Origin of the sequence: Nitrincola sp. A-D6 (assembly GCF_000764495.1) — a bacterium.
In the GTDB taxonomy this organism is placed as follows: Bacteria; Pseudomonadota; Gammaproteobacteria; order Pseudomonadales; family Balneatricaceae; genus Nitrincola.
In genome coordinates this window covers 23,649-49,759 of record NZ_JRLB01000050.1, presented here as the reverse complement: position 1 = coordinate 49,759, position 26,111 = coordinate 23,649, and the positions used below count along the sequence as shown (strand labels likewise).

The 26,111-nt window shown below is 49.0% G+C and carries 30 protein-coding genes and 1 pseudogene; 11 read left to right on the top strand and 20 right to left on the bottom strand.

Features of this window, described 5'->3' with window-relative positions:
- Window positions 1-76: 76 nt before the first annotated feature.
- From LH51_RS09350 to LH51_RS22520, 7 genes are all read right to left on the bottom strand, one after another.
- On the bottom strand, window positions 77-1,192 hold the full coding sequence (locus LH51_RS09350) for a DmpA family aminopeptidase (protein ID WP_036521786.1): 1,116 nt from the start codon (window positions 1,190-1,192) through the stop codon (window positions 77-79).
- 3 nt (window positions 1,193-1,195) lie between these two features.
- Window positions 1,196-1,558 carry an ABC transporter permease gene (locus LH51_RS22535; protein WP_235263640.1) on the bottom strand — a complete coding sequence of 121 codons (363 nt, stop codon included), beginning with the start codon at window positions 1,556-1,558 and terminating at the stop codon, window positions 1,196-1,198.
- 49 nt (window positions 1,559-1,607) lie between these two features.
- Window positions 1,608-2,048: an ABC transporter permease gene (locus LH51_RS22530; protein ID WP_235263638.1), complete on the bottom strand. Its 441-nt coding sequence runs from the start codon at window positions 2,046-2,048 to the stop codon at window positions 1,608-1,610.
- 9 nt (window positions 2,049-2,057) lie between these two features.
- Window positions 2,058-2,951 (bottom strand): ABC transporter permease, encoded by an 894-nt coding sequence (locus tag LH51_RS09340; protein ID WP_036521784.1) that lies wholly within the window; start codon window positions 2,949-2,951, stop codon window positions 2,058-2,060.
- Entirely contained in the window at window positions 2,938-4,074 is a 1,137-nt protein-coding gene (locus LH51_RS09335) for an ABC transporter ATP-binding protein (protein ID WP_052063626.1), read from the bottom strand. Before LH51_RS09335 ends, LH51_RS09340 begins: the two co-directional genes overlap by 14 nt.
- A gap of 68 nt (window positions 4,075-4,142) precedes the next feature.
- The gene (locus tag LH51_RS22525; RefSeq protein WP_235263637.1) at window positions 4,143-4,745 is read right to left on the bottom strand and encodes an extracellular solute-binding protein; all 603 of its coding nucleotides are present in this window, start codon (window positions 4,743-4,745) and stop codon (window positions 4,143-4,145) included.
- Between the two features lie 32 nt (window positions 4,746-4,777).
- The gene (locus LH51_RS22520) at window positions 4,778-5,206 is read right to left on the bottom strand and encodes an ABC transporter substrate-binding protein (protein WP_235263636.1); all 429 of its coding nucleotides are present in this window, start codon (window positions 5,204-5,206) and stop codon (window positions 4,778-4,780) included.
- A 239-nt stretch (window positions 5,207-5,445) separates the two neighbouring features.
- Between LH51_RS22520 and LH51_RS09325 the strand changes: the two genes are divergently transcribed.
- A complete protein-coding gene (locus LH51_RS09325; RefSeq protein WP_235263635.1) occupies window positions 5,446-6,342 on the top strand; it encodes a MurR/RpiR family transcriptional regulator in 897 nt (298 codons plus the stop codon).
- Between the two features lie 115 nt (window positions 6,343-6,457).
- Here LH51_RS09325 and LH51_RS09320 read toward each other — a convergent pair whose 3' ends face one another.
- The 6 genes from LH51_RS09320 to LH51_RS09295 form a co-directional block, all read right to left on the bottom strand.
- Window positions 6,458-6,940 (bottom strand): DoxX family protein, encoded by a 483-nt coding sequence (locus LH51_RS09320; RefSeq protein ID WP_235263634.1) that lies wholly within the window; start codon window positions 6,938-6,940, stop codon window positions 6,458-6,460.
- Entirely contained in the window at window positions 6,937-7,710 is a 774-nt protein-coding gene (locus LH51_RS09315) for an HvfC/BufC N-terminal domain-containing protein (RefSeq protein ID WP_036521779.1), read from the bottom strand. Before LH51_RS09315 ends, LH51_RS09320 begins: the two co-directional genes overlap by 4 nt.
- On the bottom strand, window positions 7,703-8,599 hold the full coding sequence (gene bufB / locus LH51_RS09310) for an MNIO family bufferin maturase (protein ID WP_235263633.1): 897 nt from the start codon (window positions 8,597-8,599) through the stop codon (window positions 7,703-7,705). The genes LH51_RS09315 and bufB overlap by 8 nt, the downstream gene beginning before the upstream one ends.
- A gap of 26 nt (window positions 8,600-8,625) precedes the next feature.
- Window positions 8,626-8,937 carry a BufA1 family periplasmic bufferin-type metallophore gene (locus LH51_RS09305; protein ID WP_036521777.1) on the bottom strand — a complete coding sequence of 104 codons (312 nt, stop codon included), beginning with the start codon at window positions 8,935-8,937 and terminating at the stop codon, window positions 8,626-8,628.
- A gap of 328 nt (window positions 8,938-9,265) precedes the next feature.
- Window positions 9,266-9,958, bottom strand: coding sequence for a DUF3047 domain-containing protein (locus LH51_RS09300; protein ID WP_036521775.1), 693 nt, complete (start codon window positions 9,956-9,958; stop codon window positions 9,266-9,268).
- A gap of 155 nt (window positions 9,959-10,113) precedes the next feature.
- The gene (locus LH51_RS09295) at window positions 10,114-10,737 is read right to left on the bottom strand and encodes a glutathione S-transferase family protein (RefSeq protein ID WP_036521774.1); all 624 of its coding nucleotides are present in this window, start codon (window positions 10,735-10,737) and stop codon (window positions 10,114-10,116) included.
- 157 nt (window positions 10,738-10,894) lie between these two features.
- Here LH51_RS09295 and LH51_RS09290 point away from each other — a divergent pair, with 157 nt between their 5' ends.
- The 3 genes from LH51_RS09290 (at window position 10,895) to LH51_RS09280 (ending at window position 13,578) form a co-directional block, all read left to right on the top strand.
- Window positions 10,895-11,854 carry a helix-turn-helix transcriptional regulator gene (locus tag LH51_RS09290; protein WP_036521773.1) on the top strand — a complete coding sequence of 320 codons (960 nt, stop codon included), beginning with the start codon at window positions 10,895-10,897 and terminating at the stop codon, window positions 11,852-11,854.
- 198 nt (window positions 11,855-12,052) lie between these two features.
- Entirely contained in the window at window positions 12,053-12,832 is a 780-nt protein-coding gene (locus LH51_RS09285) for a lipase family protein (protein WP_036521771.1), read from the top strand.
- Window positions 12,823-13,578, top strand: coding sequence for a hypothetical protein (locus LH51_RS09280; RefSeq protein WP_036521770.1), 756 nt, complete (start codon window positions 12,823-12,825; stop codon window positions 13,576-13,578). Before LH51_RS09285 ends, LH51_RS09280 begins: the two co-directional genes overlap by 10 nt.
- A gap of 29 nt (window positions 13,579-13,607) precedes the next feature.
- Here the strand turns inward: LH51_RS09280 and LH51_RS09275 are convergent.
- Window positions 13,608-15,439 (bottom strand): annotated as a pseudogene (locus LH51_RS09275) (ABC transporter ATP-binding protein).
- Window positions 15,440-15,539: 100 nt separating this feature from the next.
- Here LH51_RS09275 and LH51_RS09270 point away from each other — a divergent pair.
- The 5 genes from LH51_RS09270 to rfbD all read left to right on the top strand — a co-directional run bounded on the left by LH51_RS09270 (window position 15,540) and on the right by rfbD (window position 20,226).
- The gene (locus LH51_RS09270; RefSeq protein WP_036521767.1) at window positions 15,540-16,529 is read left to right on the top strand and encodes a TRAP transporter substrate-binding protein; all 990 of its coding nucleotides are present in this window, start codon (window positions 15,540-15,542) and stop codon (window positions 16,527-16,529) included.
- A 57-nt stretch (window positions 16,530-16,586) separates the two neighbouring features.
- Window positions 16,587-17,138 carry a TRAP transporter small permease gene (locus LH51_RS09265; protein WP_235263632.1) on the top strand — a complete coding sequence of 184 codons (552 nt, stop codon included), beginning with the start codon at window positions 16,587-16,589 and terminating at the stop codon, window positions 17,136-17,138.
- Window positions 17,139-17,144: 6 nt separating this feature from the next.
- The gene (locus LH51_RS09260) at window positions 17,145-18,407 is read left to right on the top strand and encodes a TRAP transporter large permease (RefSeq protein WP_036521763.1); all 1,263 of its coding nucleotides are present in this window, start codon (window positions 17,145-17,147) and stop codon (window positions 18,405-18,407) included.
- Between the two features lie 93 nt (window positions 18,408-18,500).
- Window positions 18,501-19,205 carry a methyl-accepting chemotaxis protein gene (locus LH51_RS24210; protein ID WP_200881946.1) on the top strand — a complete coding sequence of 235 codons (705 nt, stop codon included), beginning with the start codon at window positions 18,501-18,503 and terminating at the stop codon, window positions 19,203-19,205.
- A gap of 154 nt (window positions 19,206-19,359) precedes the next feature.
- Complete coding sequence (gene rfbD, locus LH51_RS09250) at window positions 19,360-20,226, top strand: dTDP-4-dehydrorhamnose reductase (protein WP_235263631.1); 867 nt, start codon at window positions 19,360-19,362, stop codon at window positions 20,224-20,226.
- Window positions 20,227-20,232: 6 nt separating this feature from the next.
- Here the strand turns inward: rfbD and LH51_RS09245 are convergent, their stop codons facing one another.
- The 5 genes from LH51_RS09245 to LH51_RS19135 all read right to left on the bottom strand — a co-directional run bounded on the left by LH51_RS09245 (window position 20,233) and on the right by LH51_RS19135 (window position 23,505).
- A complete protein-coding gene (locus LH51_RS09245; protein ID WP_160173710.1) occupies window positions 20,233-20,607 on the bottom strand; it encodes a SirB2 family protein in 375 nt (124 codons plus the stop codon).
- Between the two features lie 76 nt (window positions 20,608-20,683).
- On the bottom strand, window positions 20,684-21,736 hold the full coding sequence (locus tag LH51_RS19145) for an META domain-containing protein (RefSeq protein ID WP_052063624.1): 1,053 nt from the start codon (window positions 21,734-21,736) through the stop codon (window positions 20,684-20,686).
- A 90-nt stretch (window positions 21,737-21,826) separates the two neighbouring features.
- The gene (locus LH51_RS21400; RefSeq protein WP_200881945.1) at window positions 21,827-22,102 is read right to left on the bottom strand and encodes a hypothetical protein; all 276 of its coding nucleotides are present in this window, start codon (window positions 22,100-22,102) and stop codon (window positions 21,827-21,829) included.
- A 14-nt stretch (window positions 22,103-22,116) separates the two neighbouring features.
- A complete protein-coding gene (locus tag LH51_RS09235) occupies window positions 22,117-23,142 on the bottom strand; it encodes an MFS transporter (RefSeq protein ID WP_052063622.1) in 1,026 nt (341 codons plus the stop codon).
- A 15-nt stretch (window positions 23,143-23,157) separates the two neighbouring features.
- On the bottom strand, window positions 23,158-23,505 hold the full coding sequence (locus LH51_RS19135) for a hypothetical protein (RefSeq protein WP_052063621.1): 348 nt from the start codon (window positions 23,503-23,505) through the stop codon (window positions 23,158-23,160).
- A 175-nt stretch (window positions 23,506-23,680) separates the two neighbouring features.
- Here LH51_RS19135 and rarD point away from each other — a divergent pair, with 175 nt between their 5' ends.
- Both rarD and LH51_RS09220 read left to right on the top strand, forming a co-directional pair.
- The gene (gene rarD, locus LH51_RS09225) at window positions 23,681-24,598 is read left to right on the top strand and encodes an EamA family transporter RarD (protein WP_036521759.1); all 918 of its coding nucleotides are present in this window, start codon (window positions 23,681-23,683) and stop codon (window positions 24,596-24,598) included.
- A 62-nt stretch (window positions 24,599-24,660) separates the two neighbouring features.
- Window positions 24,661-24,891 (top strand): DUF2798 domain-containing protein, encoded by a 231-nt coding sequence (locus tag LH51_RS09220; RefSeq protein WP_036521757.1) that lies wholly within the window; start codon window positions 24,661-24,663, stop codon window positions 24,889-24,891.
- Window positions 24,892-24,918: 27 nt separating this feature from the next.
- Here LH51_RS09220 and pyrC read toward each other — a convergent pair whose 3' ends face one another.
- Entirely contained in the window at window positions 24,919-25,956 is a 1,038-nt protein-coding gene (gene pyrC, locus LH51_RS09215) for a dihydroorotase (protein WP_036521755.1), read from the bottom strand.
- Window positions 25,957-26,111 lie beyond the last annotated feature (155 nt).

Here is a 26,111-nt window from a genome sequence, read left to right as displayed (position 1 = left end):
TAGGTAGGGYTTTGCTTTTATATGTAAAGGATGTGCGCTATGTCGTGGGGGTATAGGTTGTAAACAAGTGTGTAGCTTATTGCACCTTATGCCACATTTGACTGGCCGCATGGAAACTGTTGACCATGGTTGCGAGTTTTTCTCCATCGATAGCTTTACAAATTTTATTTGCAGGTTGTTTAAAGGTGGGGGTGTCTTCTGCCGCTACCATGGCATTAATGATGGACTCTTCTGTTGCTTCTACAGCGGCCATGTAAAAATCATCAAAGACCTCATCGTTTAAATAGTCCATTGCACAAACCGGTGCCGATAGTTGCGGTAAGTCCCGTTCATTCGCAGTGCTAAAGGCGAGGAAAATATCGCCAGAGTTATTGCCCCCCGGAGAACCATTTTTCCCAACGCCAAGGGCGGCACGTTTGGCAAGGCGTTTGAGCTGATGGGGCAGCATTGGTGCGTCTGTGGCAATAATGACAATGATAGAGCCTTGTTCATGCACAGGGTGAATGCGGTCGTGAGGCATCAGTTTTCCAATCGGAGCACCCAACACGGTAAACCAGGGACGAATACCATGGTTGGCCTGCACTAGGGCGGCGACCGTGTAGGTTGTGTTGGCTATTTCGACCCGTCGAGAGGCGGTTCCAGTGCCGCCTTTAAAATCATAGGCAATCATCCCTGTTCCACCACCGACGTTGCCTTCTTCGATTTTACCTGACTTGGCATTGGCTAATGCTTCGAGTGCATCCTGCTCGGTAACATGCATGGCATTGATGTCATTGATGACACCATCATAGGTTTCTGCGACGACTGGCATGGCCCAAAGGTGGTTGTTATGCCATGCGTCTTTGTATTGCGCTACAGTCCATTTCACGGCGGCGTGGTGGGTAATGCCAACGGCATGGGAATTAGTGATCATAAGGGGCCCAACAAAATAGCCACCATCCTGAATCCAGTGAGTACCTGTCATTTCACCGTTACCATTGAGTGCGTACATACCTGCCCATACCGGTTGTGGTGTGGTGTTTCGTCCACGGGGTAATATGGCCGTTACACCGGTTCTGGTGGGCGAGCTTGGATCATCGTTTATCAGCGTTTTGTAACCTACTTGAATTCCGGGAACATCCGTAATGGCATTGAAGGGGCCTGTGGTTCCAGGGAAAGGTAGCCCCAGTGCACGTGCGCGTAATTTGGGCATAGTTCAGCCTTTTGTTCTTAAGTGTGTAGAGGTGTTTTTAGATTTGAAGTAAATGCCAGCCGAGGCGACGACCACGGAAAACAGCAGCATCAGTGTTGCAATAGCATTGATCTCGGGTTTAATACCACGGCGGATCATGCCAAGAATGAAAACAGGGAGTGTGGTTGAGTCGACGCCACTAATAAAATAAGTAATGACCAGATCATCCATGGAAATGATAAAACTTAATAACGCACCACCGATCACCCCAGGCAAAATTAATGGCAAGGTAACGCGTCGGAAAGTCTGCCATTCATTGGCACCAAGATCCGCAGACGCGGCTTCTGTTAGGGGGTTCATGCCGGCGAGTCGGGCGCTGACGACAATAAATACATAGCTGGTTAGAAACGTGCAGTGGCCAATAATGATGGTACTACTACCTAGCGTAAAACCAGCACCAAACGAAAAAAATCAGCAGGGCAATACCTAAGACGATATCGGGCATGAGCATAGGTACAAACAATAGCAGACGGTAAAACGATTGCAGTTTAAAGCGGTAGCGTGCCAAGGCAACCGCTGTGCTTGTCCCTAGCAACGTAGCAATCAGCGTGGCGCTGGTGGCAACAATGAGACTATTTACCAGCGCATTGAGTAGTTGATCGGTTGAGTCCACGTAGCTGGAAGAATCGGATAAAGAAGTTTTTGCACCAAAAATACTGCGGTACCAGTCTAGTGTAAAACCATCCCAGATCATGATGTTAACTGGGTTGGCGTTAAATGAATAAATAACAATCAATATTACGGGTACATAGAGAAAAACAAAAAAGAACACACTGTAAATGGATAATAATCGGCCTAAAAGCGTTTGTTTTTTCATCATGAACTCCTATAAAGCGGCTTGGCTTCTGGCTGATTTGTATAAATAAGCTGACAGAATTATTAGCATCATGAAGATAATCACCATGGACAGCGCCGCGCCAAATGGCCAATTACGTGCATAGAGGAATTGCTGTTCTACCATATTGCCGATCATTAACACTTGGGCACCACCAAGTAGGTTGGGTACAACAAAGTTGCCGAGGCTGGGTATAAATACCAAAATACAGCCAGCCACTATGCCAGGTAGTGTTAAGGGAAAAATAACCTTTCGAAAGGTAGTGAAAGGTGTGGCACCTAAGTCCTCAGACGCTTGAAGTAAATTTTTATCGAGCTTTTCAACACTGGAGTAAATGGGTAAGAACATGAATGGAATAAAAATATATACCATGCCGATAATGACAGCTGTGCCAGAAAACATAAGATTTAAAGGTTCTGTGATAATGCCTGTGGCTTGTAGAAATTGATTGGCGAAGCCTGAGTTACGTAGTATTAAAACCCAAGCATAAAGGCGCACTACCATGCTGGCGAAAAAGGGTAGAGTGATCAGGAATATGCAAAGGGACTTCTTTTTTGCAGATAAGGTAGAAACCCAAAATGCGACCGGATAACAAATGCATAAAGTACAGAGTACGGTGGCAAGGGCCAGTCCAATAGAGTTCAGCAATATTTTTAGATAAACAGAATCGAACTCTTCATAAAAACCATCGGCCCAGCCAAATACCCGGCCATAATTCCAGTGATAAAAATTCCATTCAACACCACCGTATAAGCCTGGTTCTAAAAAGCTATAGGTGAGCATGATCAACAAGGGTCCAACAAAAAAGATCAGTAAAAATAAGCTGGTTGGCGCCAGTAGAGCGAACAGCATAAGCTGCTGACGAGAGACGTTAAATACTTTCATATACGCCTCTTGCTAGCTTTGTTAATGGAAGTGTATGCACTGCGTTGATCTGATAATGCAGTGTGATTTCATTGCCTTTTACTAAAGGCTGGTTGGTTTTTCGGGTTAAGGCTGAAAATGCCATGCCATTTTCCAGTATGCCATGCAGTTGGTAGTCAGTACCGATAAACACGGTCTGTGTTAATGTCATGGTTAACTGTCCTTGAGGGCTTTGTTGATCAGTATTTGGGGTTAAAGACAGGTGCTCTGGTCTTAATAGCAGCTCAATCTCATCACCAAGCGCTGGCGAAGTGTCTTGGCTGTGGATGAGTAAGCCGTTGCAGCTTACGTCTATACCCTGTTCCGTTTTGTTGACTACGATGCCTGAGAGGAGATTACTTTCACCAATAAAATTAGCCACAAATTGCGTCTGCGGCGTGTGGTATATCTCATTGGGGGTTCCCACTTGTTCAATTTTTCCGCCATTGAGCACTACAACGCGATCAGACATGGTGAGTGCTTCTTCCTGGTCGTGGGTGACGAATATGAAGCAAATGCCGAGTTCGGTTTGTAGGTTTTTGAGTTCAAGCTGCATTTTTAGACGCAGATTTTTGTCCAGCGCCGAAAGTGGTTCATCCAGCAGTAGTAATTTAGGACGATTAATAATGGCGCGAGCCAGAGCAACACGTTGTTGCTGACCACCTGACAGTTGGGATGGTAGGCGTTTCTCAATCCCACTTAACCCGACCATGTCCAGGGCTTCTGCGACATGTTTATTACGTTCTGCTTTGTTGACTTTAGCAATGTCTAAACCGTAACCGACATTGTCACCGACGGTCATATGAGGAAACAGAGCATAGGACTGAAATACTGTATTGACCGGACGTTTATGAGCAGGTTGATGAATAATCGATTGCCCATCTAAGAGAATGTCACCGCTGTCTAGGGTTTCAAATCCAGCTATTATTTTTAATAGGGTTGTCTTGCCGCATCCTGATGGACCTAATAAGGTAATAAATTCGCTTTGAGCAATGGATAAATTAATATCATCCAATGCATTGATAACACATCCTTCAGGTGTGATGAACTGACGATGCGCATGACGAATTTTTACATATTCAGGTAAGGGAGTAGACGTTGACATAACAAGCCTCAAAGAAAGAAAAAGGGCGGGTGAACCCGCCTAAGTTCTGGGTTTATTGATAAGTAACGTTATGATGTGCGGATTCTAGTCCACGCACGGTCATAGAGTCTGATGCCTTGGCCTAACTCTTTGAATAACTGTAGTTTGTTTTTAACGTCTTCAGGTGGGTTAATGCTTGGATTGTTGCGCAAACTCTCAGGTAGCAACTCGATTGCTTTGGTATTCATTGTGCCATTGGTTTGCTGGCTGGTATTTAAAGCCGCAATCTCTGGTTGGGTAAAAAACTCCAGAAACTTCTTGGCATTATCTTTATTGGGAGCGCTTTTCAGGATACACATGTTTTCTTGGTACATGGTGGCACCTTCTTCCGGAATAATGTAAGCCAGCTCATTTGGGTTATCGAACACGTAGAGCATAGCTCCGACATACCATTGTGCGGCTACAATATCACCGGATTGCACCATAGGAATGCTATCGTAGGTAAACGCAGAAATATTGTTTTTTTGCTTAATGATATAATCTTGAGCAGCTTGTATATCATCTCGATCAGTAGTATTAACGCTTGTACCATTGGTGATCAAACCCACACTGATGACTTCTCTCATGTCATCCAGCATGGCGATATTTTTCCCTTCTGCTGGGAGTTCGAAAAAATCCTCCCACGAACTCAAATTTGGAGCCAGATTTTTATTATACAGTATTCCTACTGATCCCCAGGCGTAGGTAGGCAGTATTCACCATGCGGGTCAGACTCAGAATTTAGAAAGTTAGTATCAATATTTTCAAAACCTGAATATTGATTGATGTCGGTTTTTTCGAGCAGATCTAGTTTAGCCATGATGTCTTGCATATGTACGGAAGGGAATACTATGTCATACCCTGTCGCACCAGCTTGTAATTTGGCTAGCATTTCTTCATTTGATGAATAGGTATCCAATTTAATTTGGATGCCTGTTTCTTCAGTAAAACGCGTTAATACTTCAGGGTTAATGTATTCGCCCCAGTTATAGAGGTTAAGTGTTTCTGCGGCCGAAGCTGAGTGAATGAAGCCGAGAGAGGTGATTGCAATGCTTGTTAAAGCGAGCGCATTTTTTACCTTGTGACGACTTTTTAAAGAAAATAACGGTTTCATAGTCTGCCTTCTTGATGATGTCTTAAGGAGTTGTTTTTGCCTGTCAAAGCGCCGTCATTTCATTCTAGATGATAGTATCTTTCTTTCAATATCAAAATATGATATGTTTCTAACAATTTTAAATTCTATAAATATTAATAGTTTATGAAGATAGATTCCTTTTTAAACGTAAATTTATTAATAAGCATGCACCTTTTTGGTTTGTTTTGGACTGAAATTGCACCAGATGATGGCAAAAAATGCGTGAACAGGGGGGCATTGGTAGAATGAAAAACACCTTTTCTTCAAAACCTGAATACATAGCGACGACGACGGCGCAGAAAATTCAGGAGTGGATTCCGCTAGTGTCTAAATCAGAGGCACGTGTGGCGCAGTTTATTTTGCTTAATCTGGATCAAATTAGTTATGAAACAGGCGCTTCCATTGCTGAAAAAGCGGCCGTTAGCCAAATTACAGTCAGCCGATTTTTGAAACGGGCTGGCTATCAAGGAATTTCGGCGCTGAAAGAGGAGCTTCAGAAAGAGTTCATTCCGATTGAAGCAAATGAAAGTCAGCGATTGTCATCAGACTTTTTTTATAAAGACAATCTAAAGCAAGAATTAAAAAGTATGGTGCGCTTATACGAGCAATTTGAAACGGAAAATTGGGAGCGTTTAGTGAGTTGTGTGAGCGCGGCTACCCGAGTGTATGTGACCGGTTTTCAGTCCATACGAGGGACCTCCGAAGATTTTTCCCGGCGCTTATCGCTTGCACGTGACCGGGTGCAGTATTTGTCTCCACACGACGGTATGCTGGGAGAGTGGTTAGAAGATAAACCCAGAACGCGACAAGGCTACGATACCCTGGTAGTTCTGGATGTTGTGCCTTATGCCTCTGAAAGTAGAAAGTTGTGTGAGGTTGCTGTCGAAAAGGGCATTCCAATCGTAATAATAAGTGATGAGTTTTGCCACTGGGCAAGTGAATACAATGCCCACGTGATTTACTTTAAGTCCAAATCTGGATTGTTCTTAGAGTCGACCTGGGGGCTAGTGTTAACAACAAACATGTTGATTGATGCGGTTTCACGGCGAAACCCCAATAGCGATGCTCGAATAAAGCGCTGGCAAGATATGGCTAAACGTTTGGCACTTTTTTAGCGGGCCTTTTCTACAAATATATAATAAGTGAATGATGATGGGCTGAGTAACTATCTGGGCTGTTGCAATTCTATATATATTTACGATCAACTGCGTCATGAAAATTTGCCTTGATTCAGTGCTGATATTTCTTCAGCAGCCGATCAATGGAAATACTACCTGCTCCATGTACCATTAGATAAAGCAACACCACGGCCCAAACCCCATGAAGCGCATAGGCTCCTGGATACACCATAATCTGTATTACGGCAGTCATAATCAACAGTGACAGTGCTGAGATGCGGGTGGCAAGGCCGAAGAGAATCAGTATGGGAAACAGGTGTTCTGCGGCGGTGGCCATAATAGCCGCCATTTCTGGCGCGATCAGGGGCAGTTGATACTCCTCCCTGAACAGAAACACGGTCGAGTTGGCCAGGCTTGGCCAACCCAGACTGAACTCACCCGTAACGAAGTTGATGGCGAAACCTTCAATTTTGGTCTGCCCGGATTGCCAGAATACCGCCGCGATAGAAAATCTCCCCAGCAGTGCAATCAGCGAATGTGGGATACGCTCAAGTAACAACAAAAAGCGGCTATAGAGATCAATCATAGTATTCATTGCAGTGCACCTTTTTTTTGTGAGTGATCAATCAGATCAGTAATTGCCTGTTGCTGAATGAGCAGTTGCAGTACTGCAACCGGATCAAAGGGGTAAGTGGTTTCTGTGGCCTGTGCCAACGGCATGCCCTGGCTCAGGTGACGGATGAATTCGGCAGCACCTGGATCAATGCTATGTAGCTGCACCTTCAGCGCAGGACGTGACAACATGAAGCTTTCAGGTTGATGAATATTGATTTGACTTAAATCGGCCGGTGAGCTGCCCTGATGGGCATGCCAGATAGAAGCAACGGCGAAATCTGATGTTAAAATCCGGATCGCAGCGGCCAATTTTAGGCCGGTATAGCTAAGAGCATAGTGATCCTCGACCAGGCGAGTGAGTCGGTCGCTTTTGATCGGCTGGCTGTCGGCACAGTGGCGACTGCTTTGGATGGCGTACTCAAGCCTTGCCATATCCGCCAGATAAGGAACCGATGCGGCGGGTGGAAAATCTGCGATAAAGTCAGAAAAAGTCTGACCATAGAGCAGCATTATGGGTGTGATGGGTGGGTGATGAGTCACAAACTCCCTGGCCATGGCACGGAAAAAAGCCTCGCCTACCAGTTGTTGGACCACCGGAAAATTGCCAGCCAGAACATTGATCAGTGAGGACATAACATTATTGCGATAAACGGCAAAGCGGTGTTCGCCATCGGTTTGATTCCAGTTTGTCAGCCCTGCAGGTAGTGCTGAGTCGGCATTTAACAAGGCATCATGGAAAGGCTTATGCATGTCGCTGCTCTCCCTTGCTGTGGTGCTGGCTGAGCAAAATTTGCTCAGCCAGATTCGCTTCAGCGCACAGTGTTTCCAGAGACGGGATGTTGCCATCCCGTTCCAGCAGCGTAGGGCGAGGGCCGGTGAGTGCCAGAGTCGCCTGGTAAAGTGACCAGACCTGGGGCGCTACTTCAGCATCATGGCTGTCAATCAGCAGCGGTGCCCCATCACTGTCATGATCGGTAGCAAAGCCAGCGAGGTGGATTTCACCAACGGTATCCAGCGGTAGTGCGTGAATATAATTGAGCGAGTTCTGGTTGTGATTGGTACAGGCGACATGCACATTATTGATATCCAGCAGCAGCCCGCAGCCAGTTTCACGAACAATAGCCGTGATGAACTCGGCTTCTGACATGCTGGATTGATTAAATTCAAGGTAGGTCGCCGGATTCTCGAGCAGCATGCGTCGTCCCAGCCGGTTTTGGACGTGATCAATCTGCTCACAGACATGGCGCAGGGTTTTCTGAGTATAGGGAACTGGCAGCAGGTCATTCAGGTAATGGCCCTGATGTGTTGACCAGGCAAGGTGTTCAGAAAAAAGTTCGGGTTGGTAACGATCCAGCAGAATTTTAAGGCGATTCAGGTGTTGCTCATCGACCGGTGCTTGTGCCCCGATTGACAGGCCCACGCCATGAATTGACAAGGGATAATGGCTGCGGATACGTTCAAGGTAAAAATGAAACGGGCCGCCGTCGACCATGTAGTTTTCAGCATGAATCTCGAAAAATCCTATATCCGGCAGGAATTCGAGGATCATATCGAAATGATCGGGTTTAAGCCCGATCCCCGCCCGCTCGGGCATAGCATTGCCCAAGCGGGCGGGGATTGAATGAATCAGGTCTGACACGGCGGCCTCCTTGGGTTGGCTGGGGATTAGCCCTGCTTTTCAGCAAAGGCTTGTAGTTGGCCATAACCAGTAGGTGAGGTTTCTGATTCAACCTGCTCACAGGTGCCTGCCGGTACTAAAGACCAGGCATTTCCCTGGTAATCTTTTGTTGAGGTGCCTGCACAAGACGTGCCTGGACCAGCGGCACAGTCATTCTGGCCAGCAAGCGCTACGCCGAAACACTTTTCCTGCTCAGCGTCAGCGGCATGAACTGTCCCTGAAATGGCCGTCACAGAAAGAGCGGCACCCAGTGCCATTGCCAGAGATGCTTTGGAAAGGGTCTTATTGATAGTATTCATTGTCATTACCTCATAGGTTTATTTTGTGTGGAGCATTTTTATTAGTACTACCATGAGTCGCCTGCCACTAATTTTCCTTACACACGGATTTGAAAAAAATTAAGCCAGCATCGCAACGTCTTAACAGTACTAACCATTTAGTCATGCTGAAGGCGCGAAACCTTACAGTTTCTGTGCGGATAGCATTGAGATGTCTCTGACTTTTAATGCGTGCCTGACTATGCGCGTCCTGGCTGGTGTTTTAACAGAGGTGGGATGGTAATCCCGAATACCCAAGCAGATTAGACCTTGTAGAAAACGCTGGCTTCATAGGTATAAATGGAGAAGTTTATCTATTTTCCGGAGGCGCTACCGGACAACCAGGATGATTGGCACTGGCGCTGAGTAGCAGATCTGAGTACCAGGCGCGGGCAGCCAGGCCGGTATTATCAGCATCGGTCATCAGCGCCAGGGCTTGAATCTGTGGGTCTGGATTATCAAAGTAAATCTTGAAGTCGTCGATCAGATGGCGGCTTTCAGCCACCCAGCGATGCAGGCGTTCATCTCCGGACTGCAAGGCCAGCAGGCGAGCACGGGATGTATAGGCATTCGGCCAGTCAGTGCCTTGGGGCTGCTCACTGGCCCAGACATAGTTGATGGCTTGCACCTGCCAACGAAAAAAGCCGGTCGATGCCACGGCATATACCCTGGCCGGATAGTCATCACCGGCTTTACTGGCTTCATCCACACCGGGATAGGTAGTGCTAACCCACCAGCACCAGTGTAACCATGGGGTACTTTGCACATCGAGTTCCCCTTCCCAGCCCAGCCCTGATGCACTTTGTCGGGCATGAGCAAAGAGCACTGGCTGATCGCCTGCCTTAACGATCTGGTAGTCTGTCTGACCTTTAAAGCTTTCGGTTTCCCAGCCATGCAGTCCGGTCTGGGAAAAAGCTGGTGGCTGTTGACTGGCTAGCAGCGGGACAGCCAATAAGCCGATTGTCAGTATTGGTATGAGTGGCTTGGGTGCAAAAGTCGACATAGTGTCACCGGGTCTGAGTTAGATAGGGAGTAAGTCGTTTGCTGGAGCCTTTTCTTACAACTTGCGGTCTACTTTATGTAATAGGAACTGGTTTAATCAAGGAGTCAGCCACCAGGTGATAGATCGAGTTGGCTGACCGATTGATTCATCTATTTCTATTCACCTTGTTCCATCAATGCATTGTCTAAAATATCAGCACGTTTTGCTGCCTCTCTTTCTCCACAGCGCTCGACATATGCTGCAAACACCGGGTTTGGCTCCAGGATTTTCATCATCGTTTCCCAGCCGATATAGCTCGCCATTAGGAGATCGGCGGTCGTGAATTGATCTCCACACAGGTAGGGCTGTTTGGCCAAGGTTTGTTCGACGGTGTGCAATGTGTCCTGAATATGACCACACCCGACGGAGATTGCGTTGTCGTCATTAATCTCCCAGCCAAATGATTTTGCACTGGTTGCCATCTCAAATGGGCCGGCCACAAAAAATAACCAGCGGTAGTAACTGCCACGCTCTGGGCTATTTAATGCGGGTGCCAGGCCAGCTTGCGGAAACTGCTCAGCCAGATAGGTGCAAATTGCTGCCACCTCGGTAATCACCGTGCCTTGGTGCACCAGAGTCGGCACCTTACCCATGGGGTTTATTTTCAGGTATTCTGCTGATTTGATGTCGCCGCCGAAGGTCATGACTTTCACATCGTAAGGCTGACCTACTTCTTCTAACATCCAGCGGACAATGCGTCCTCGGGATTGGGGGTTGGTATACAGCGTCATGGTTTGCATAGAGGTTGCTCCTTGGTTTAGGTGGCTTGCAGGTTACAAATTAAGTTGTAGTGTTAGAGGAGTTGCCGCGCCACAAAAACAATCTTATTGGCTAAGTAGGCTAGAACCTGTCCTATTTCTGCGCGATGATTGGTTTTTATCGTAAAAGGAGGGGTCTATGTCCGGACCAACAGCCCGTGTGCTGGCACTGCTGGAGTTACTGCAGGCCCGAGGCCGACTCTCTGGTGCGGAAATAGCGGAGCGGCTGGGCGTTGATCGACGCACGGTCAGGCGCTATATCGCTGTGTTGGAGGATTTGGGTATTCCTGTCACTACCGAACAGGGGTGCTATGGTGGTTATATGTTGGTGCCGGGTTTTAAGCTCCCTCCATTGATGTTTACTGAAGCGGAAGTCCGAGTCATCACGCTGGCGCTGTTGGCTGTGCGCGAACACAATCTTTTGCAAGACGAGGTGGCGCTGGCAAGTGTGCAGGCAAAGTTGGAGCGTGTAATGCCTGCTCACCTTAAATCTCAAGCGCAGGCGATTGATAAGACCCTTCAGTTGATTCCTTCGCGTCAGCCATCCTGTTATCAGCAGTTGATGGAGTTGACTCAGGCGACGCAGGCCTGTCAGGGCGTCAATATGTCTTACCAGCCACCTCAGGGTGAAAGCATGCCACGTCGCTTCGATCCCTATGGTTTGGTGTTTCGGGCTGGCTATTGGTATGTGGGCGGGTTTTGTCATTTGCGTCAGGCCTTGCGCTCCTTTCGACTGGACCGATTGTCGGACATTGACCGGCTGGATAAAAATTTTGTGCGACCAGCCAAATTTGACGCAGCTAACCACTTGCAAGAGAGTTTATATAAGGCAGAGCGTAGTTACCCTGTCCGCGTGTTACTGCACACGGATATGAGTAGAGTGACGGATTACATGGGCACAGGGTCAAACTGTACGATCGACTTGGAGGGTATGTTTGAACAACAAGAAAACGGCGTGCTGCTAACCACCAGCACGGACAGTTATCACTGGTTTGCCTGGTGGTTAGCACAGCTGCCTTTTAGTTTCGTAATTCAGTCACCCGACGAGTTGAAGGCGGCGCTTAATGAGCATATTCAGCGGTTGGTTTCGGCGATATAGGCATTTGAAATCAAGGTGTCAATGGGTCATATCAAGGGTTTAGCTATCTCGTTTCAATCAAGCTGGCTGACCCCTTGAGCCCCTTGATTGCCAATGACTTGGAAACTTGCAAAAAGGAATTTTTTCCATACACTTAATGTGTTTTTAAATCTCTGCGAAGGAAGTTATGCAGAGTCACATCAAGGATAAGGAAATAAGATGGTCAGTCTGTTAGATCTCGCAAGAGCCTGTGAAGCTAGTTATAAAAATTACCCTGAATTACCCAACTGGACGACACTTCACTTTTATGGTCCCCGCCCTAGTGGATTTTTCGGTGCTCTTTTCAGACGTGAGCTAAGTGATGGTATTTTTGAGAATATCCTAGCCTATCGAGGAACTGATGGTTTGCTGGATGGTGATATGGCCAGCAATCATGATATTCTTCGTGGCCGCATGGTCCGGCAATTTCCAGATGCTCTCGCAGCGTTAAGGGATGCATTAAAGCAAAGTGAGGGTCATTCACTTTATATCACTGGCCACTCACTGGGTGGCGGCCTTGCTGCTTTATGCTCATTGGATAAATGGCGCAGAGGGCTCGCTCTGCCAACTGTCACTTTTAATGCGCCGGGTCTTGCTACCAGTGCTCGGCATCTGTGGGGTAAAACAGCCAGTTTATATGAACGTGAACTCCGATCCTCTGGATTGGAAGCGTATATGAACGAGTATCGAAAAGCACTGCATGTTCAGACTGAAGGCGACCCGATTGCTCACTTTGGTACACCGACCATGCGCAACCTGCTGACACTTCCTAACCTGAATTGCGCCCAAAGTTTAAATCACTTAACGCCCGTACACACCATAGCGAACAGCAATCGCGATTTGGGTGGGCAAATGTTCCATGGCTTTACTCAAACCGCCTTCTGTGCCCACAGCATTGGTAATCTGGTCACCCTATTGGAACAGAACCCTCGTTATCAGGAGCCGATTGAATGGTCATAACATCGCTTCGTATCAGTATTATGCTGATACTTCTGGTTGGTTTAACCGCCTGTCAACAAGGTGACAAAGAAGCTACTCAGAATGCGCCTTTACCTGCTGATCAAGCCGGGCAAGAGGGTCAATTCACTTGTCGGGAATTTAATGATGGATTGGTATATAACGCTGAGTTTGCTGAGGTTTTTTCGCTGGAGTCGGAACAGGCGATTGCACTGGATCCGGGGCTGATGGCGGTGAGAATCTATTGGACAGAAATGGCCAATCACCTTGATGAGCCTATGATGCAAGTTCAGCTATACCTTGAGCCTGAAGTGAATTTACAGTTTCCTAAGGATGAAGGCACACATAATGTTGTAGAAACTTTAGTACGCAGTGGCTTCAGGTATTTTCCGCATCGCCCTTATGCTTACCCAGATAACAACGATGAGTTCAATTTTCGTTACGTAATTCAGGATGGAGAAGAACTCGTTTCCACCTATTTACTGCGCTATCGTACAAACCTGACAAGCAGTGGTATTCAAGCCATTCAGCTCGGTACAACCTTTAGACGCAATCCTGTTGTTTATCTGTATATCGGTGAGGAGTCACCACCAGATAATCGTCAAGATCTAGGTGGTCTTCAGCATGGTTTAGCGGTTGGAATAAAACACGATCCTTCCAGGTACCTCAAACTCCGCATACCCAGTGAACTTCAACCCATCATGCAATCACCCTATCGCTCCTGCCAAGGGACGGCGGCGCAGCGATGAAGCAGGGTTTGGTTTGCGCAGTGATCGTTTCACTCCACATCCTCCGCCAGAAACCCGCCTGACTGCCGTGCCCATAACGAGGCGTAGATGCCGCCCAGTGCCAGCAGTTCACTGTGGCTGCCTGTTTCAACAATACGACCCTGATCCATCACTACCAAGCGGTCCATAGCAGCAATGGTGGAGAGGCGGTGGGCGATAGCGATCACGGTTTTGCCTTCCATCAGGCGGTAGAGGTTTTCCTGAATCGCGGACTCTACTTCAGAGTCGAGGGCCGAGGTGGCTTCATCCAGGATGAGGATGGGGGCATCTTTAAGCATGACGCGGGCGATGGCGATACGCTGGCGCTGGCCACCGGAGAGCTTGACGCCACGCTCGCCGACCTGGGCGTCATAGCCAGTATTTCCCTTGGCATCACACAAGCCGAGGATGAAGTCATGGGCTTTGGCGCGCTTGGCGGCTTGCATCACCTCAGCATCGCTAGCCTCGGGATGGCTGTAGGCAATGTTGTCACGCACCGAACGGTGCAGCAGGGAGGTGTCCTGGCTGACCATGCCGATATGGGCGCGCAAAGACTCCTGTTGCACATCGGTAATGGATTGACCATCGATCAGAATACGACCACTTTCCAGATCATAAAAACGCAGCAGCAAATTCACCAAGGTGGATTTGCCGGCACCGGAACGACCGACCAGGCCCACTTTTTCACCCGCTTTGATCGCCAGTGAAAGTGCTTCGATAACGCCTGATTGCTGACCATAGTGAAAACTGATCTGATCAAAACTGATGGCACCTCTTGGGGCGTGCAGTGCAGGTGCTGCCGGTTTGTCCTGCACCTGTTGGGGGACGGAAATGGAGCCTATGCCATCACGTACCGTGCCGATATTCTCAAACAGCGCCGCGACTTCCCACATGATCCACTGGGACATGCCCGATAGTTTCAGGATCAACCCCAGTGCTACCGCCAATGCACCGATACTGATCATCTCACCCAGCCACAGCCAGATACTCAGTGCGGATACAGCCAGTAACAGCAGTGAATTGAGCAGGTAGAGGCAGGTGTTGAACCAGGTTACCAGGCGCATCTGCTCGTGTACGGTACCCAGAAATCCATCCATACCTTCACGGGCATAGGTCGATTCACGCTGGGCATGAGAGAAGAGTTTAACGGTCTGGATATTGGTATAGGCATCCACCACCCGACCGGTCATTACTGAACGGGCATCGGCCTGCCGCTGTGATACCTTACCCATTAAGGGTACAAAGTAGCGCAGCATCAGAAGGTAGCCGATCAGCCAAACTACCAGTGGGATCATCAAACGGGTATCTGCGCTGCCATGATGACCAGGGTGCCAATAAAGTAGACGCCGATATAGTTGAGTACATCGATCAGCTTAATTACACACTCACGAACCGCTAGTGCTGTCTGCATCAGCTTGGTCGCTATACGGCCAGCAAACTCCTCCTGGTAGTAGTGCATCGACTGCTTCAACAGATAACGGTGGATCAGCCAGCGGATACGCATCGGGTAGTTACCCATTAATACCTGAAAACTGAACAGTGAATGAATTAATACCATCAGTGGCAGAGCTATGATCACAACAGCCATACCAGCCAGCTTCCAGCCTTCAGTTGCCAGAAAGGACTCCCGGTCCTGTTCCGCCAACCAGTTCACCAGATTGCCCATAAAGCTGAACAGCCATACCTCAACCAGGGCGACACAGGTCATCATCAGTGCAGCAATGAGCAGCCAGGGCCCTATGCCTCGTGAAAAATACACACAAAAGGCAATTAAGCCTTTGGGAGGTTGCCCAGGTTCTTCATCAGGAAAGGGATTAATGCGGCTTTCAAACCACTGAAACAGGCTAACTCTCTTCATCATCTCTAACATATTTGGCTGGAATTGTGTTTAAATTCAGTGAACAGGAATTACTCACTCGACATAACAATATCAGGAGTTAACCATGATCTCACTGCGCAACCTACTGACTACCGCTGGTGTAGCATCCTGCATGACCTTGCTGTCTTTACCAGCGCTGGCGCAGGACTTTCGTTTAGGGCTGATTACACCGCCGTCACACTACTGGACGCAAGCGGCCGAGCGTTTTGCTGACGAGGTGGAGACCACAACCGAAGGTCGTCATAGTGTAACAGTCTTTCCGGCTGCACAGCTTGGTAATGAAGCACAAATGGTACAGCAACTGCAGACAGGTGCACTGGATATGGCATTTCTGACTGTAGCCGAAGTGTCCAATCGTGTACCAGAGTTCGGTGCTTTATATGCGCCTTATCTGGTAGATAATATTGATGAAGCCGCGGCCTTGTTGCAGTCTGATGCAGCGCTGGCCATGTTCGATCTGCTACCTCAGCAAGCCGGTTTGGTGGGGATAGGCTACGGTATGGCCGGGATGCGTCAGATGATGAGCCGCACCCCCGTAGACACGCCAGCGGACCTGCAGGGCAAAAAACTGCGTATTACACCCTTTGATCCGATCCGGGATTTCTACAGTGCTTTGAATACCGCACCCACCCCCTTACCCTTGCCTGCGGTATATGATGCCCTGGCCAACCGTCAGATTGATGCCATCGATATGGATTTCGACTCCATTCTGATTTTCCGTTTTTATGAGCGGGCTGAGCATCTGTTGATTTCCAATCACATGATGTTCCCGATGGTGGGTGTGGTATCCGCCAGAGTCTGGCGTAATCTGGACGAAGCCGATCAGGCACAACTCGCCAGCTTGATGAAAACGCAGCTGGATGATGTAGTGGAGACCTTCCGTCTGCAGGAGCGAGATCAGGAAGCGCAGTTGCGTGCGCTGGACATCACCATTACCGAAGCTGATCGTGAAGCCTTTGCCGACAGCGTAGCCGCCTGGGAAGCGATCTGGTCTGAAAAAACCAGCAGTCTGGGTGCTCTGCGTGACGCCGTGGAAAGTAATAGAAATCCTTGATCTCAATGAATGGCAGCGGCGTTCCGGCCGTTGCCAGCAGGTTTATTGATGGCCGTAATGCGTAAACTTTCCGATTGGCTGGCCGCCGCTGAAATGTGGATGGCAGCGTTGTTGGCTGCTCTGCTTACTCTGCTGATTCTACTCAATGTGGTGAGTCGTGCGCTGGGCATGGCAATTTATTGGGTGGATGAGCTGGCCATCTATGCCATGGTATGGATGACATTTCTGGCCACATCGGTGGTGATCAAGCGCCGTCAGACTTTGTCGGTTACGCTGATAGTTGATCTTTTGCCTGCACCCGGGCGAGTATGGCTGGGGTTGTTTAGTGACTTGATGGTATTGCTGTTTGCCGGGTTGCTGTTGCTTTTTTGTGTCCGCTGGTTTGACCCCTTTACCTTGCTCCAGCAGGGCTTTGATACTGAAGCGTTTCAGATGCAAACCTTTAATTTCATCTATGCCGAAACCACTAACACGCTGGGGCTGAAGAAGTTCTGGATCTGGCTGGCCTTGCCATTTATCGCTGTTACTTTGCTGCTGCATGCCTGGGTAAATCTGCTTGAGCGTTGTGTTCAATTGCTTAAAAGAGACTATGCCGATGTTCAGGGGTAACGGGCTATGACCTTGATGGCAGTGTTTTTTGTATTGCTGTTTGCCTCTGTGCCGATTGCATTGGTGTTGGCGCTGTCGGCCGCTTTTTATATTGCTACGTCTGGTAATGCGGTGCTGTTTGATTCTTTTGCTCAGCAGTTGTTCGGGTCTATCGAGAACTACGGTCTGCTGGCGATTCCGCTGTTTATGCTTGCCGGCGAGTTGATGAATGAAGGCGGGCTCACGCGTCGGTTGATCAATATGGCGCGTATTCTGGTGGGTGGCTTTCGGGGTGGTATGGCCTACATCAATCTGGTGGCTAACATGATGATGGCGGCTATTATGGGGTCGGCTGCTTCCCAGATTGCCATCATGTCACGTGCCATGGTGCCGGAGATGGAAAAGGAGGGCTATAGTCGCCCTTATGCAGCGGCTATCACGGCGGCTGGTGGCTTGCTGTCACCTATTATTCCGCCTTCTATGCTATTTGTGTTATATGGTGTGTTGGCACAGGTGCCGATTGCCGATATGTTTATTGCTGGCATTATTCCTGGCTTGATTATGTCGGCACTGTTTTTGGTTACCATTACCCTGATGGGGCTAGTACACCAGTATCCGCCCGGTAAATGGCTGTCTTTTATCGAGGCCCGTCAGGCATTTTTGCTGGGTTTGCCGGCCCTGGGTATTCCAGTGTTGATTATTGGTGGCATTCTCACCGGTGTGGTTACACCCACCGAATCGGCAGCCTTAGCGTCTTTCGGTGCCTTGCTGGTCGGGCGCTTCGTATATAAAGAGTTACATTTCTCTCACCTGCCAGCGCTGTTAAAACGTACCGCGCTGAACTCTGGTATGGTGATTATTCTGATTTCAGCCGCAGGTGTATTTGGCTGGGTGCTGGTGTATGAACATATCCCTCAAAATGCTGCCGCCTGGATAGTCCAGCAGACCTCTGATCCGTTTGTGTTTTTGTTAATGGTCGTGGCGGCTTTGTTGCTGGTTGGGATGGTGCTGGATGGCATTGCCGCCCTGATTTTGGTGGTGCCGATTTTGCTGCCGGTTGCACAGGCTGATTTTGGAATTAGTCCGTATCAGTTTGGTGTAGTGGTTTGTCTGACACTGGTGATGGGATTGCTGACGCCCCCAGTGGGAGCTGGACTGTTTATTAGTTCAGCCATGACGGGTGAGCCACCGATGCGCATCTTCAAGTCACTGTTGCCCTTTTTGTTGATGACACTGGTGACTTTGGTGTTGCTGAGCTGGAAGTCTGAGCTGGTGCTGATGCTGTTGTAAAAATAACGTCATCTTTGCTTTACTTTTATCCCGTAACATGGGAAGAATAGATAAACTTGTGCATCTGCACAATGCGAATGAAGCAAATTTGCGATGAGTATAATTCAGATCATGTCAGCCATGCCGCAATCCCATGAAAACCAAGAAATTACTCAGATATACGACAGTATTACCCGGCGTATGAATGGCTTTCTTTATCGCTGCCGTAATGACGAACATTACACTATGTTGGTGATGTCCGGACGCGTCAAAGACACCACTGGCTTTGAGCTGCATGAGCTGCTAAATAACCGTAAGGCTTCCTACGTTTCGCTGATTCATGCGGATGATGTTGCCAGTGTTGATGCTGCAGTTGACCTGGGTGTCAAAGCGCGTAAAAACTGGGATATTGATTACCGTATCCGTACCTCCAGTGGTAAAACTCAGTGGGTGAATGAGCATGGTGGTCCTGTTTTTGATGCTCAGGGTGAGCTGGTCTTTCTGGAAGGTGTTGTGGTTGATATCGGGCAACGTAAAGAAGAGGAGCGCCAGCGAGCTGCCAATATGAAGCAGGTGGCTGGTGTCAGTAGTAATATTATTACCGAAACGCAGAAAATCCTGTATATGCTCAAGTCGTTGCGCCTGCTGAGTCTGAATGCCAGTATAGAAGCGGCCCGAGCCGGTGATGCGGGGCGGGGTTTTGCCGTGGTTGCGGAGCATGTAAAAGGGTTGGCTGAAGACACCGGCAAATCAGCTGAGTATATTAATGAATTGATCGGTGAGCTTGAACGGCAAATGGGTTCCCGGTCAAATAAGTAATAGCTGGTAATATAGTGCAAAGCGGGGTAATACCAGAGGTTTTCAAACCCAGGTGTTTCCCTTAAACTCCAATGAGATTTTTTAATCCTTCTGTTATCTTCCGGAGATCCATGATTGTTGTCTGATCCGGTTAAAATTCTTATTACAGGCGCTGATGGTCAATCAGGCTCAGCGATTGTCAGGCTTGCTGAATCGGATGCTTTTTTTTTCCGTAGTGGCTTTGAATCGAAAACTAATGGATGTGACTCAGCCTGCTAAAATCGTAGCGGCACTTGATAAGCATCTGCCTGATTATGTGATTAACTGTGCCGGGCTGAATAGTGCAGATCGTGCTGAGCGTGATCCACAACGCGCTATGTTGCTTAACGCAGAAGCCGCGCGCAACCTGGCGCAAGCCTGTGGTGATTTGTCGATTCCACTGATCCAGTTGTCGACTGATTATGTGTTTGATGGTCACTATGCCAGCGGCTATACCGAAGAGGACGACACCCGGCCTCTGGGAGCCTATGGTGAAAGCAAGTTGCAGGGCGAAGCGTATGTACGGCAACTGCTGCCGCAACATATCATTTTAAGAACCAGTTGGTTGTTTAGTGACCGCGGTGATAATTTTATGCTGCGCTTGTTGGCTGAGGCTCGTGAGCATAGCCTGATGCATGCCGTGGATGATCGCCGTGGCTGCCCTACATCCGCATTTGATCTGGCGCGTGTGGTTTTGTCGATTATTAAACAGCTGTCCTGTGGTGCTGACGCCTGGGGAACTTACCATTACTGTGGGGCTGAAGTGACCACACGTTACGGCTTCAGCGAAGCGGTCATCGCGGCGGCGCGTCAGTATGAAGACCTGAAAGTAGACAGTATTCAGCCAGTGGCTTCAAAGGACTATGTGACTGAAGCCCAGCGTCCGGCCACGTCGGTATTGAAGTGCGGTAAGATTTTGAATGCCTTTGGGATCAGGCAGCGCCCCTGGCGCATTGAACTCCAGCGTTTAATCCGGGAGTACTATGGCCAGGTACGCTTGTAGTCTTTCTTAGAACAGCCCAAGGGTGGGGGTCTTGCGTACGGCCACCATGGCAATGTAAGCCAGTGTTGCACCTGTTAGCAGTACGCCCAGCAATCTTGCTGGCAGGGTGTTTGCAATTTTGAAGGCATAGACCGAGAAACCGATATAAGCCAGCAAAGCGATGATCTTCGCTAACACCCAGCCGACATGGATCGGATTCATGTTCATCACCACCAGCAAGGCAATGGCAGAAAGGATCAGCAGAGCATCCACGCTGTGCGCCAGAATTTTCATCCAGCGCTTACGAATACCAGCAGGCCAGACGATGACAAACCCTGCACGGACAATAAACAGCAGAATGGTCAACGCAGCCAGTGTTAGGTGTAGGTGTTTAAATGCCATGTACATAAAGTCAGTTTCCATCAGTTCAGTTAACAGGTGCAGACTGTGTCATAAGCTCAGGCAGCAAACAACTGGTTCAGTGCGGTTTTCGGGTAAATGACGCCAGTCTTAACATGTCTTCGTCATACCAGCTCCAGGTTTCACCTTCCACACTACTGTAACTGGCCTTCTCCAATAGCTGTAACAATGTATTTTCGATCTGCGCGGCTTGTTCACAATACATTCGGGTGCTGGCCACCTGGCTGAGCTGCATACGTTCGCCCTCTAACTTAATCTGGCCTGCCATAGCATTACAGCCGGTATGGCCGGAAAGCTGCTGGCCACTGAACTTGACGTAGGGGCGCGTCTGTAAGGCCTCCAACTGATCCGGTTGAGTGTTCTGCAATTCGACCAGGTCCCATTCATGATGTTCCAGTGCCTCAATCGGGCTGTCACAGGTGGTGGCTGGCAGGGTTTGTTGCAGATGATTAAAGTATAAGTGGTGACGAGTGAGACCCTCTTCCGGAGTGTTCCATTTAAAAGTGACGTCAGCCAGGGTTTTCAGGTAGCTGTCGCCAGCACTGCTGGATGCCAGGTAAGCGCGTTCAACCGGTAACCAGCCCTCGGTCATAATGACCGGGAAGCGTTTGCCGGTCGAACACTCAATAAAAGAGGCCGCATCAGCCATATAGGTCAGCATGCCCTCAACTGAACCTGTCACCTCGGCAGGATTCCATCCCTGAGGTTCAATGCTGTAATTGAGTTCAGAGACAATTGGACGGCCCTGTATATCAGCCTGCAACCAACCACCACTGCCGGTAGCGAAATAAATCAACTCTCGGTCTTGGCCTTGAAGCAGTAAACGATCATTATCCAGCGTCCAGCGACCTAATTGACTGACGTTGCTGTCAGGTCTGTCCTGATAAGTTTCTGTCAGAAAATAGCTGCCATCGGCCAGCAGGTCGAGATGGGTTTCAATACCAGGACAGTTGGCGCAGGGTAGTACACCGAAATAGCTCTGATCTTGCAGAGCAACGGGTGCGCCTTCAGTTGTATCGGCTGGTGGCTGAGTGATTGTTTGACTGCAACCGCTGATCAATAAGGCGGCTGCAATGCAGGATGACAGGTTTAAAAATAGCTTTTTAGGCATAATAGATTCTCGTTAGTATGTTTCCAATGCCTTATCAGACAAACGGCTTGCTCACCAATATAGCTGGACACAGCTGAATGCACCAGCGCCTTAACCGGAGACCTCTCTCCATTGTAAACTCATCAACGCCCCCGTGAGACCCGCTAAGCCCAGCAGGATTAATGTAGCCTGTACGGAAATTAATGCTGTAACTGCACCCACCAGGCCAGTTAGCAATAACACTGCGCCAATCACAGAGTTACTCACGGCTACATAGTCGGTGCGCTTGTTGCCTGAAGCCATGTCCACCATATAGGTTTTTCGCCCCAGACGAACACCCGCATGAGCAACACCCAGGCCAAAAAATGCCAGCAGATAGACCAGCATAGCCAGTGTGGGATCTAGCGCAAGCCAGGAAATAATAGCCACAAGAATAGAGAGTAAGCCCGCCAGGGTGCAGGCAACCGCAAATACCTGCCGACTGGATCGATCAGCCAACGTCCCCATATGGGAGAGCTGATCAGGCCAGCCAAACCTTCAATGGCAATAAATAATCCCAGCAAACTAATGGCACTGCCCAGGTCATCGCGAGCCAGGGCTATATAAAAGGGCGCCGCCAGTCCTGAACCCATGGCCAGTGCTCTGGCGATAACAAAGCGCCGAAAAGGCTTGTCATCCCGTAGCAGGCTGAGCTTTTTCAAGGCTTCCGTAAAGCCATTGGCGCCTCCCTCTGTCGCACCTGGAAACTCAACGATACGACTGAACCACCAACTGGCTAAGAACCAACAAAATGCCGCTAACAACAGCAAGCCGACATAGAGTAATTGTGAGGCATCCGTCTGCACCAGGCTGAGCAAAATACCCACTCCAAGTGCAATCAGGCCAGATACCGCACTAATCCAGCCAGATAGTCGCCCACGCCGTGATTTTGGAAGGGTTTTGCCCTGTACATCCTTGTAAGCAACAGAGCAGGCTCCGCGAGCCAGACTGAATAGCACCAACAAGGATAATAGAACAACACCCGCGGTGCTTCCTTCAAGGACCATGGCTGTCCACCCCATCGCTATCAGGCTGATCCCTTGCAGAGCACCACCCCAAACCCACACCCATTTACGCACAGGTTGGCGTCTGACCAGTGCGCCGATTAACATCTGTGGCAGCATCGAGCCGGATTCGCGAATGGGTACCAGAAGACTCAACATCCAGGCGGGTGCACCCAGATGTAATAGCAACCAGGGTAAGGTAGTTTTAGCACTGGCCAGTTTGTCGGCTAGACTGCTCAGGGTATTGGCTGTCAGCGTGTGGATGAAGTTACCGGGCGTTTCATGGCAGGCTTCGGCGGATATATCTTTGCACACACGCCCTTCATCATCTTCGGCAAGACGTGTATAGAGGGTGTCCTTCCAATTCGGATGTCGGGGCTGCATGACTCTTCCTGAACGTTAACGGCGTAAGGCGATAGCCTGTATACGCTGATCATCGGGTTGTCGGGCACAAAACTCCTGAGAATCTCCACCGGCATAGCGCACACTGACATTAAATCCCAGACCCGGATCATGATTCAATAGCAGCAAACGCTGCTCACCGGGAGCCAATCGCAGAGCTAATAGATCTGACTGACCATTGGCGTTGCCAAAATTCAGCTGAATGGACTCAATCATGACACTATCCTGATTTTCAAAGGTAACGTACATTCCGGCGCTGGGTTGCTGTAGATAGTTATTCAGGCTTATGCCTATGACCAAGCCAATGATCAGAGCGGGCAATGAAAATAGCAATAGTTTTTTCATCAGGAATCCATGTTGACGATTTATAGCAGAGGGGGTATGCCTGGCAGTTTGGTTAGGCTGCACGAGCATTCATGAATCAATACTAATATAATAAAACTGATCGGTCTATAAGCGTTTTTGAGCTGAACTTTGTGACATTACAGGTTAAGCTTCGTGATTGTCTAAGGAGAAACTCATGCAGGGCTTGTTGTTGGCATTGGCTGCCTACACTATCTGGGGATGCTTCCCGCTATTCTTTAATTTACTCGGACATGTCTCTTCAGTAGAGGTGCTGGCAAACCGTATTATCTGGTCGATGCTTGTCACCCTGCTGGTGATTCTGGTTTTGGGGAAATGGGATTCCTTTGTACGTTTACTCAAAGATCCGGTGTTGATGCGTTGGCTGGCGCTGACATCCTTATTGATTTCGACTAACTGGTTGATTTTTATCTGGGGAGTCGCGCAGCATCGGGTTATGGAAACGAGTCTGGGTTACTACATGACGCCACTGGTTAGTCTACTGTTGGCACGTGTTCTACTCAAAGAAGCCTTGCATCCTCTCCAGGCTATTGCTGGCGGCTTGGCTGCCGTGGCTGTAGGCTGGGAACTGTTCAGTCTGGGCAGCTTTCCTTGGGTATCCTTATCCCTGGCAATAAGTTTTGGTTTTTATGGCCTGGTGCGTAAACGCTACCCTGTTGATGGGCTTAACGGGCTGACGGTCGAAACCATGCTGATTTTTCCGCTAGCGATCAGTTGGCTGGCGTGGCAGTTTATCAGTCCAGCCTATGAGCTGGATTTTGGCGGTGACCTGACTACAACCTTGCTGCTCGTTGCTTCGGGTATTATGACGGCGATACCCCTGTTATTGTTTGCGGCGGCCGCCAAGCGGCTGGACCTGTCAGTGGTCGGCTTTGTTATGTACATTAACCCGACTATGCAGTTTTTGATTGCGGTGCTGATTTTTAAAGAAGATTTTCCACCACAGCGCCTGGTAACTTTCCTGTTTATCTGGACAGCGCTGGTGTTATTTATGTGGGGGATGTGGCTGGCTAATAAGAAATCAGCCGCAAATGAACAGTTGAAGATAGCGACAGAATCTCTGTCAAAAGAGTGATATGCTGCAGTTGATCGTCTATTGTATTCAATTCACCTAATGTAACGTGGGGTGTTGGTAAAATGTTTTTTTCGGCTCGCTATCAGCGTTTGGTTTTCACCTTCCTGATGTCAGTGTATATGGTGTTTATCATGACATGCGTTATAACCTTGGTGAACACTGGCTTTACTGAGGGGTTTGCTCTGCGCTGGTTTAAGGCGTTTATTGTGGCCTGGCCGGTGGCGTTTGTGTTGATCCTGATCGGCGCACCACGGCTGCAGACATTAGCGGGTAAGTTGATCAAACAGGCATGAGGATCATGCCTGTTGTGTCGACAGGGTTTAGGCTTCCAGTTTCCAGCGCAGTGTTTCCCCAGCGCGTAGCGGCACGATAATATCCTGGCCAAACGGCATTTCTGCAGGCACCTGCCAGGCTTCTTTAACCAGAGTGATTTGATCCGTGTTGCGTGGCAGAGCATAGAAGTCAGCCCCATTAAAGCTGGCAAAGGCCTCCAGCTTATCCAGTACTCCCAGATCTTCAAAAATCTCCGCATAAAGCTCTATGGCCGCATAAGCACTGTAACAGCCAGCACAGCCGCAGGTACTTTCCTTGGCGCCTCTGGCGTGAGGCGCTGAGTCAGTCCCTAAGAAAAACTTGTGACTACCGCTGACTACAGCATCCTGTAGCGCTTGCTGATGCACATTGCGCTTAAGAATCGGCAGGCAATAGAGGTGAGGCCGAATGCCTCCGGCCAGCATGTGGTTGCGGTTATAGGCCAGGTGTTGCACGGTAATCGTCGCCCCGACCTGGTCACCATGTGCTAGAACAAACTCGGCGGCATCACGGGTGGTGATATGTTCCACCACCAGTTTCATCTGCGGATGGCGTGCCGCCAAAGGTGCCAGAATGTCATCCAGAAACTGTTTTTCCCGGTCAAAAATATCCACATGACTGTGCGTCACTTCACCATGTACCAGCAGCGGCATCTTCGCTTCAGTCAGTGCTGCACAGATATCATCCAGCTTACCAAGATCGGTCAGTCCGGCATCTGAATTGGTGGTGGCACCGGCAGGGTAGAGCTTCACGGCTTTAACATGCTCGCTGGCACCCGCCGCGGCAATCATGTCGGCAGTGGTGTTGTCGGTCAGATAGAGCGTCATCAAGGGGGCGAACTGGGTGCCCGGAGGCAGATGTGCCAGTATCCGCTCACGATAAGCCAGCGCCTGGCGCACATCGGTGACCGGCGGCTTCAGGTTCGGCATTACGATGGCCCGCCCCATCTGACGTGCGGTAGCAGGAACAACATGTTGCAGTACCTCACCATCACGCAGGTGTAGATGCCAGTCGTCGGGGCGGGTAATCGTTAAGCGGTCAGTCATTGCTTTGTGCGTTCCGTAAATTGAGTTGGGTTAGATTAACATAGACACAGGGTCCGGGTTAAACGTAGATTTGATATGTGCGCGCTCCTTTAGATACGGAAGCTAGTTTGCACAGCCATTCTGACGCCAACCTTAAAAAAGCTGATTTTTGCAGT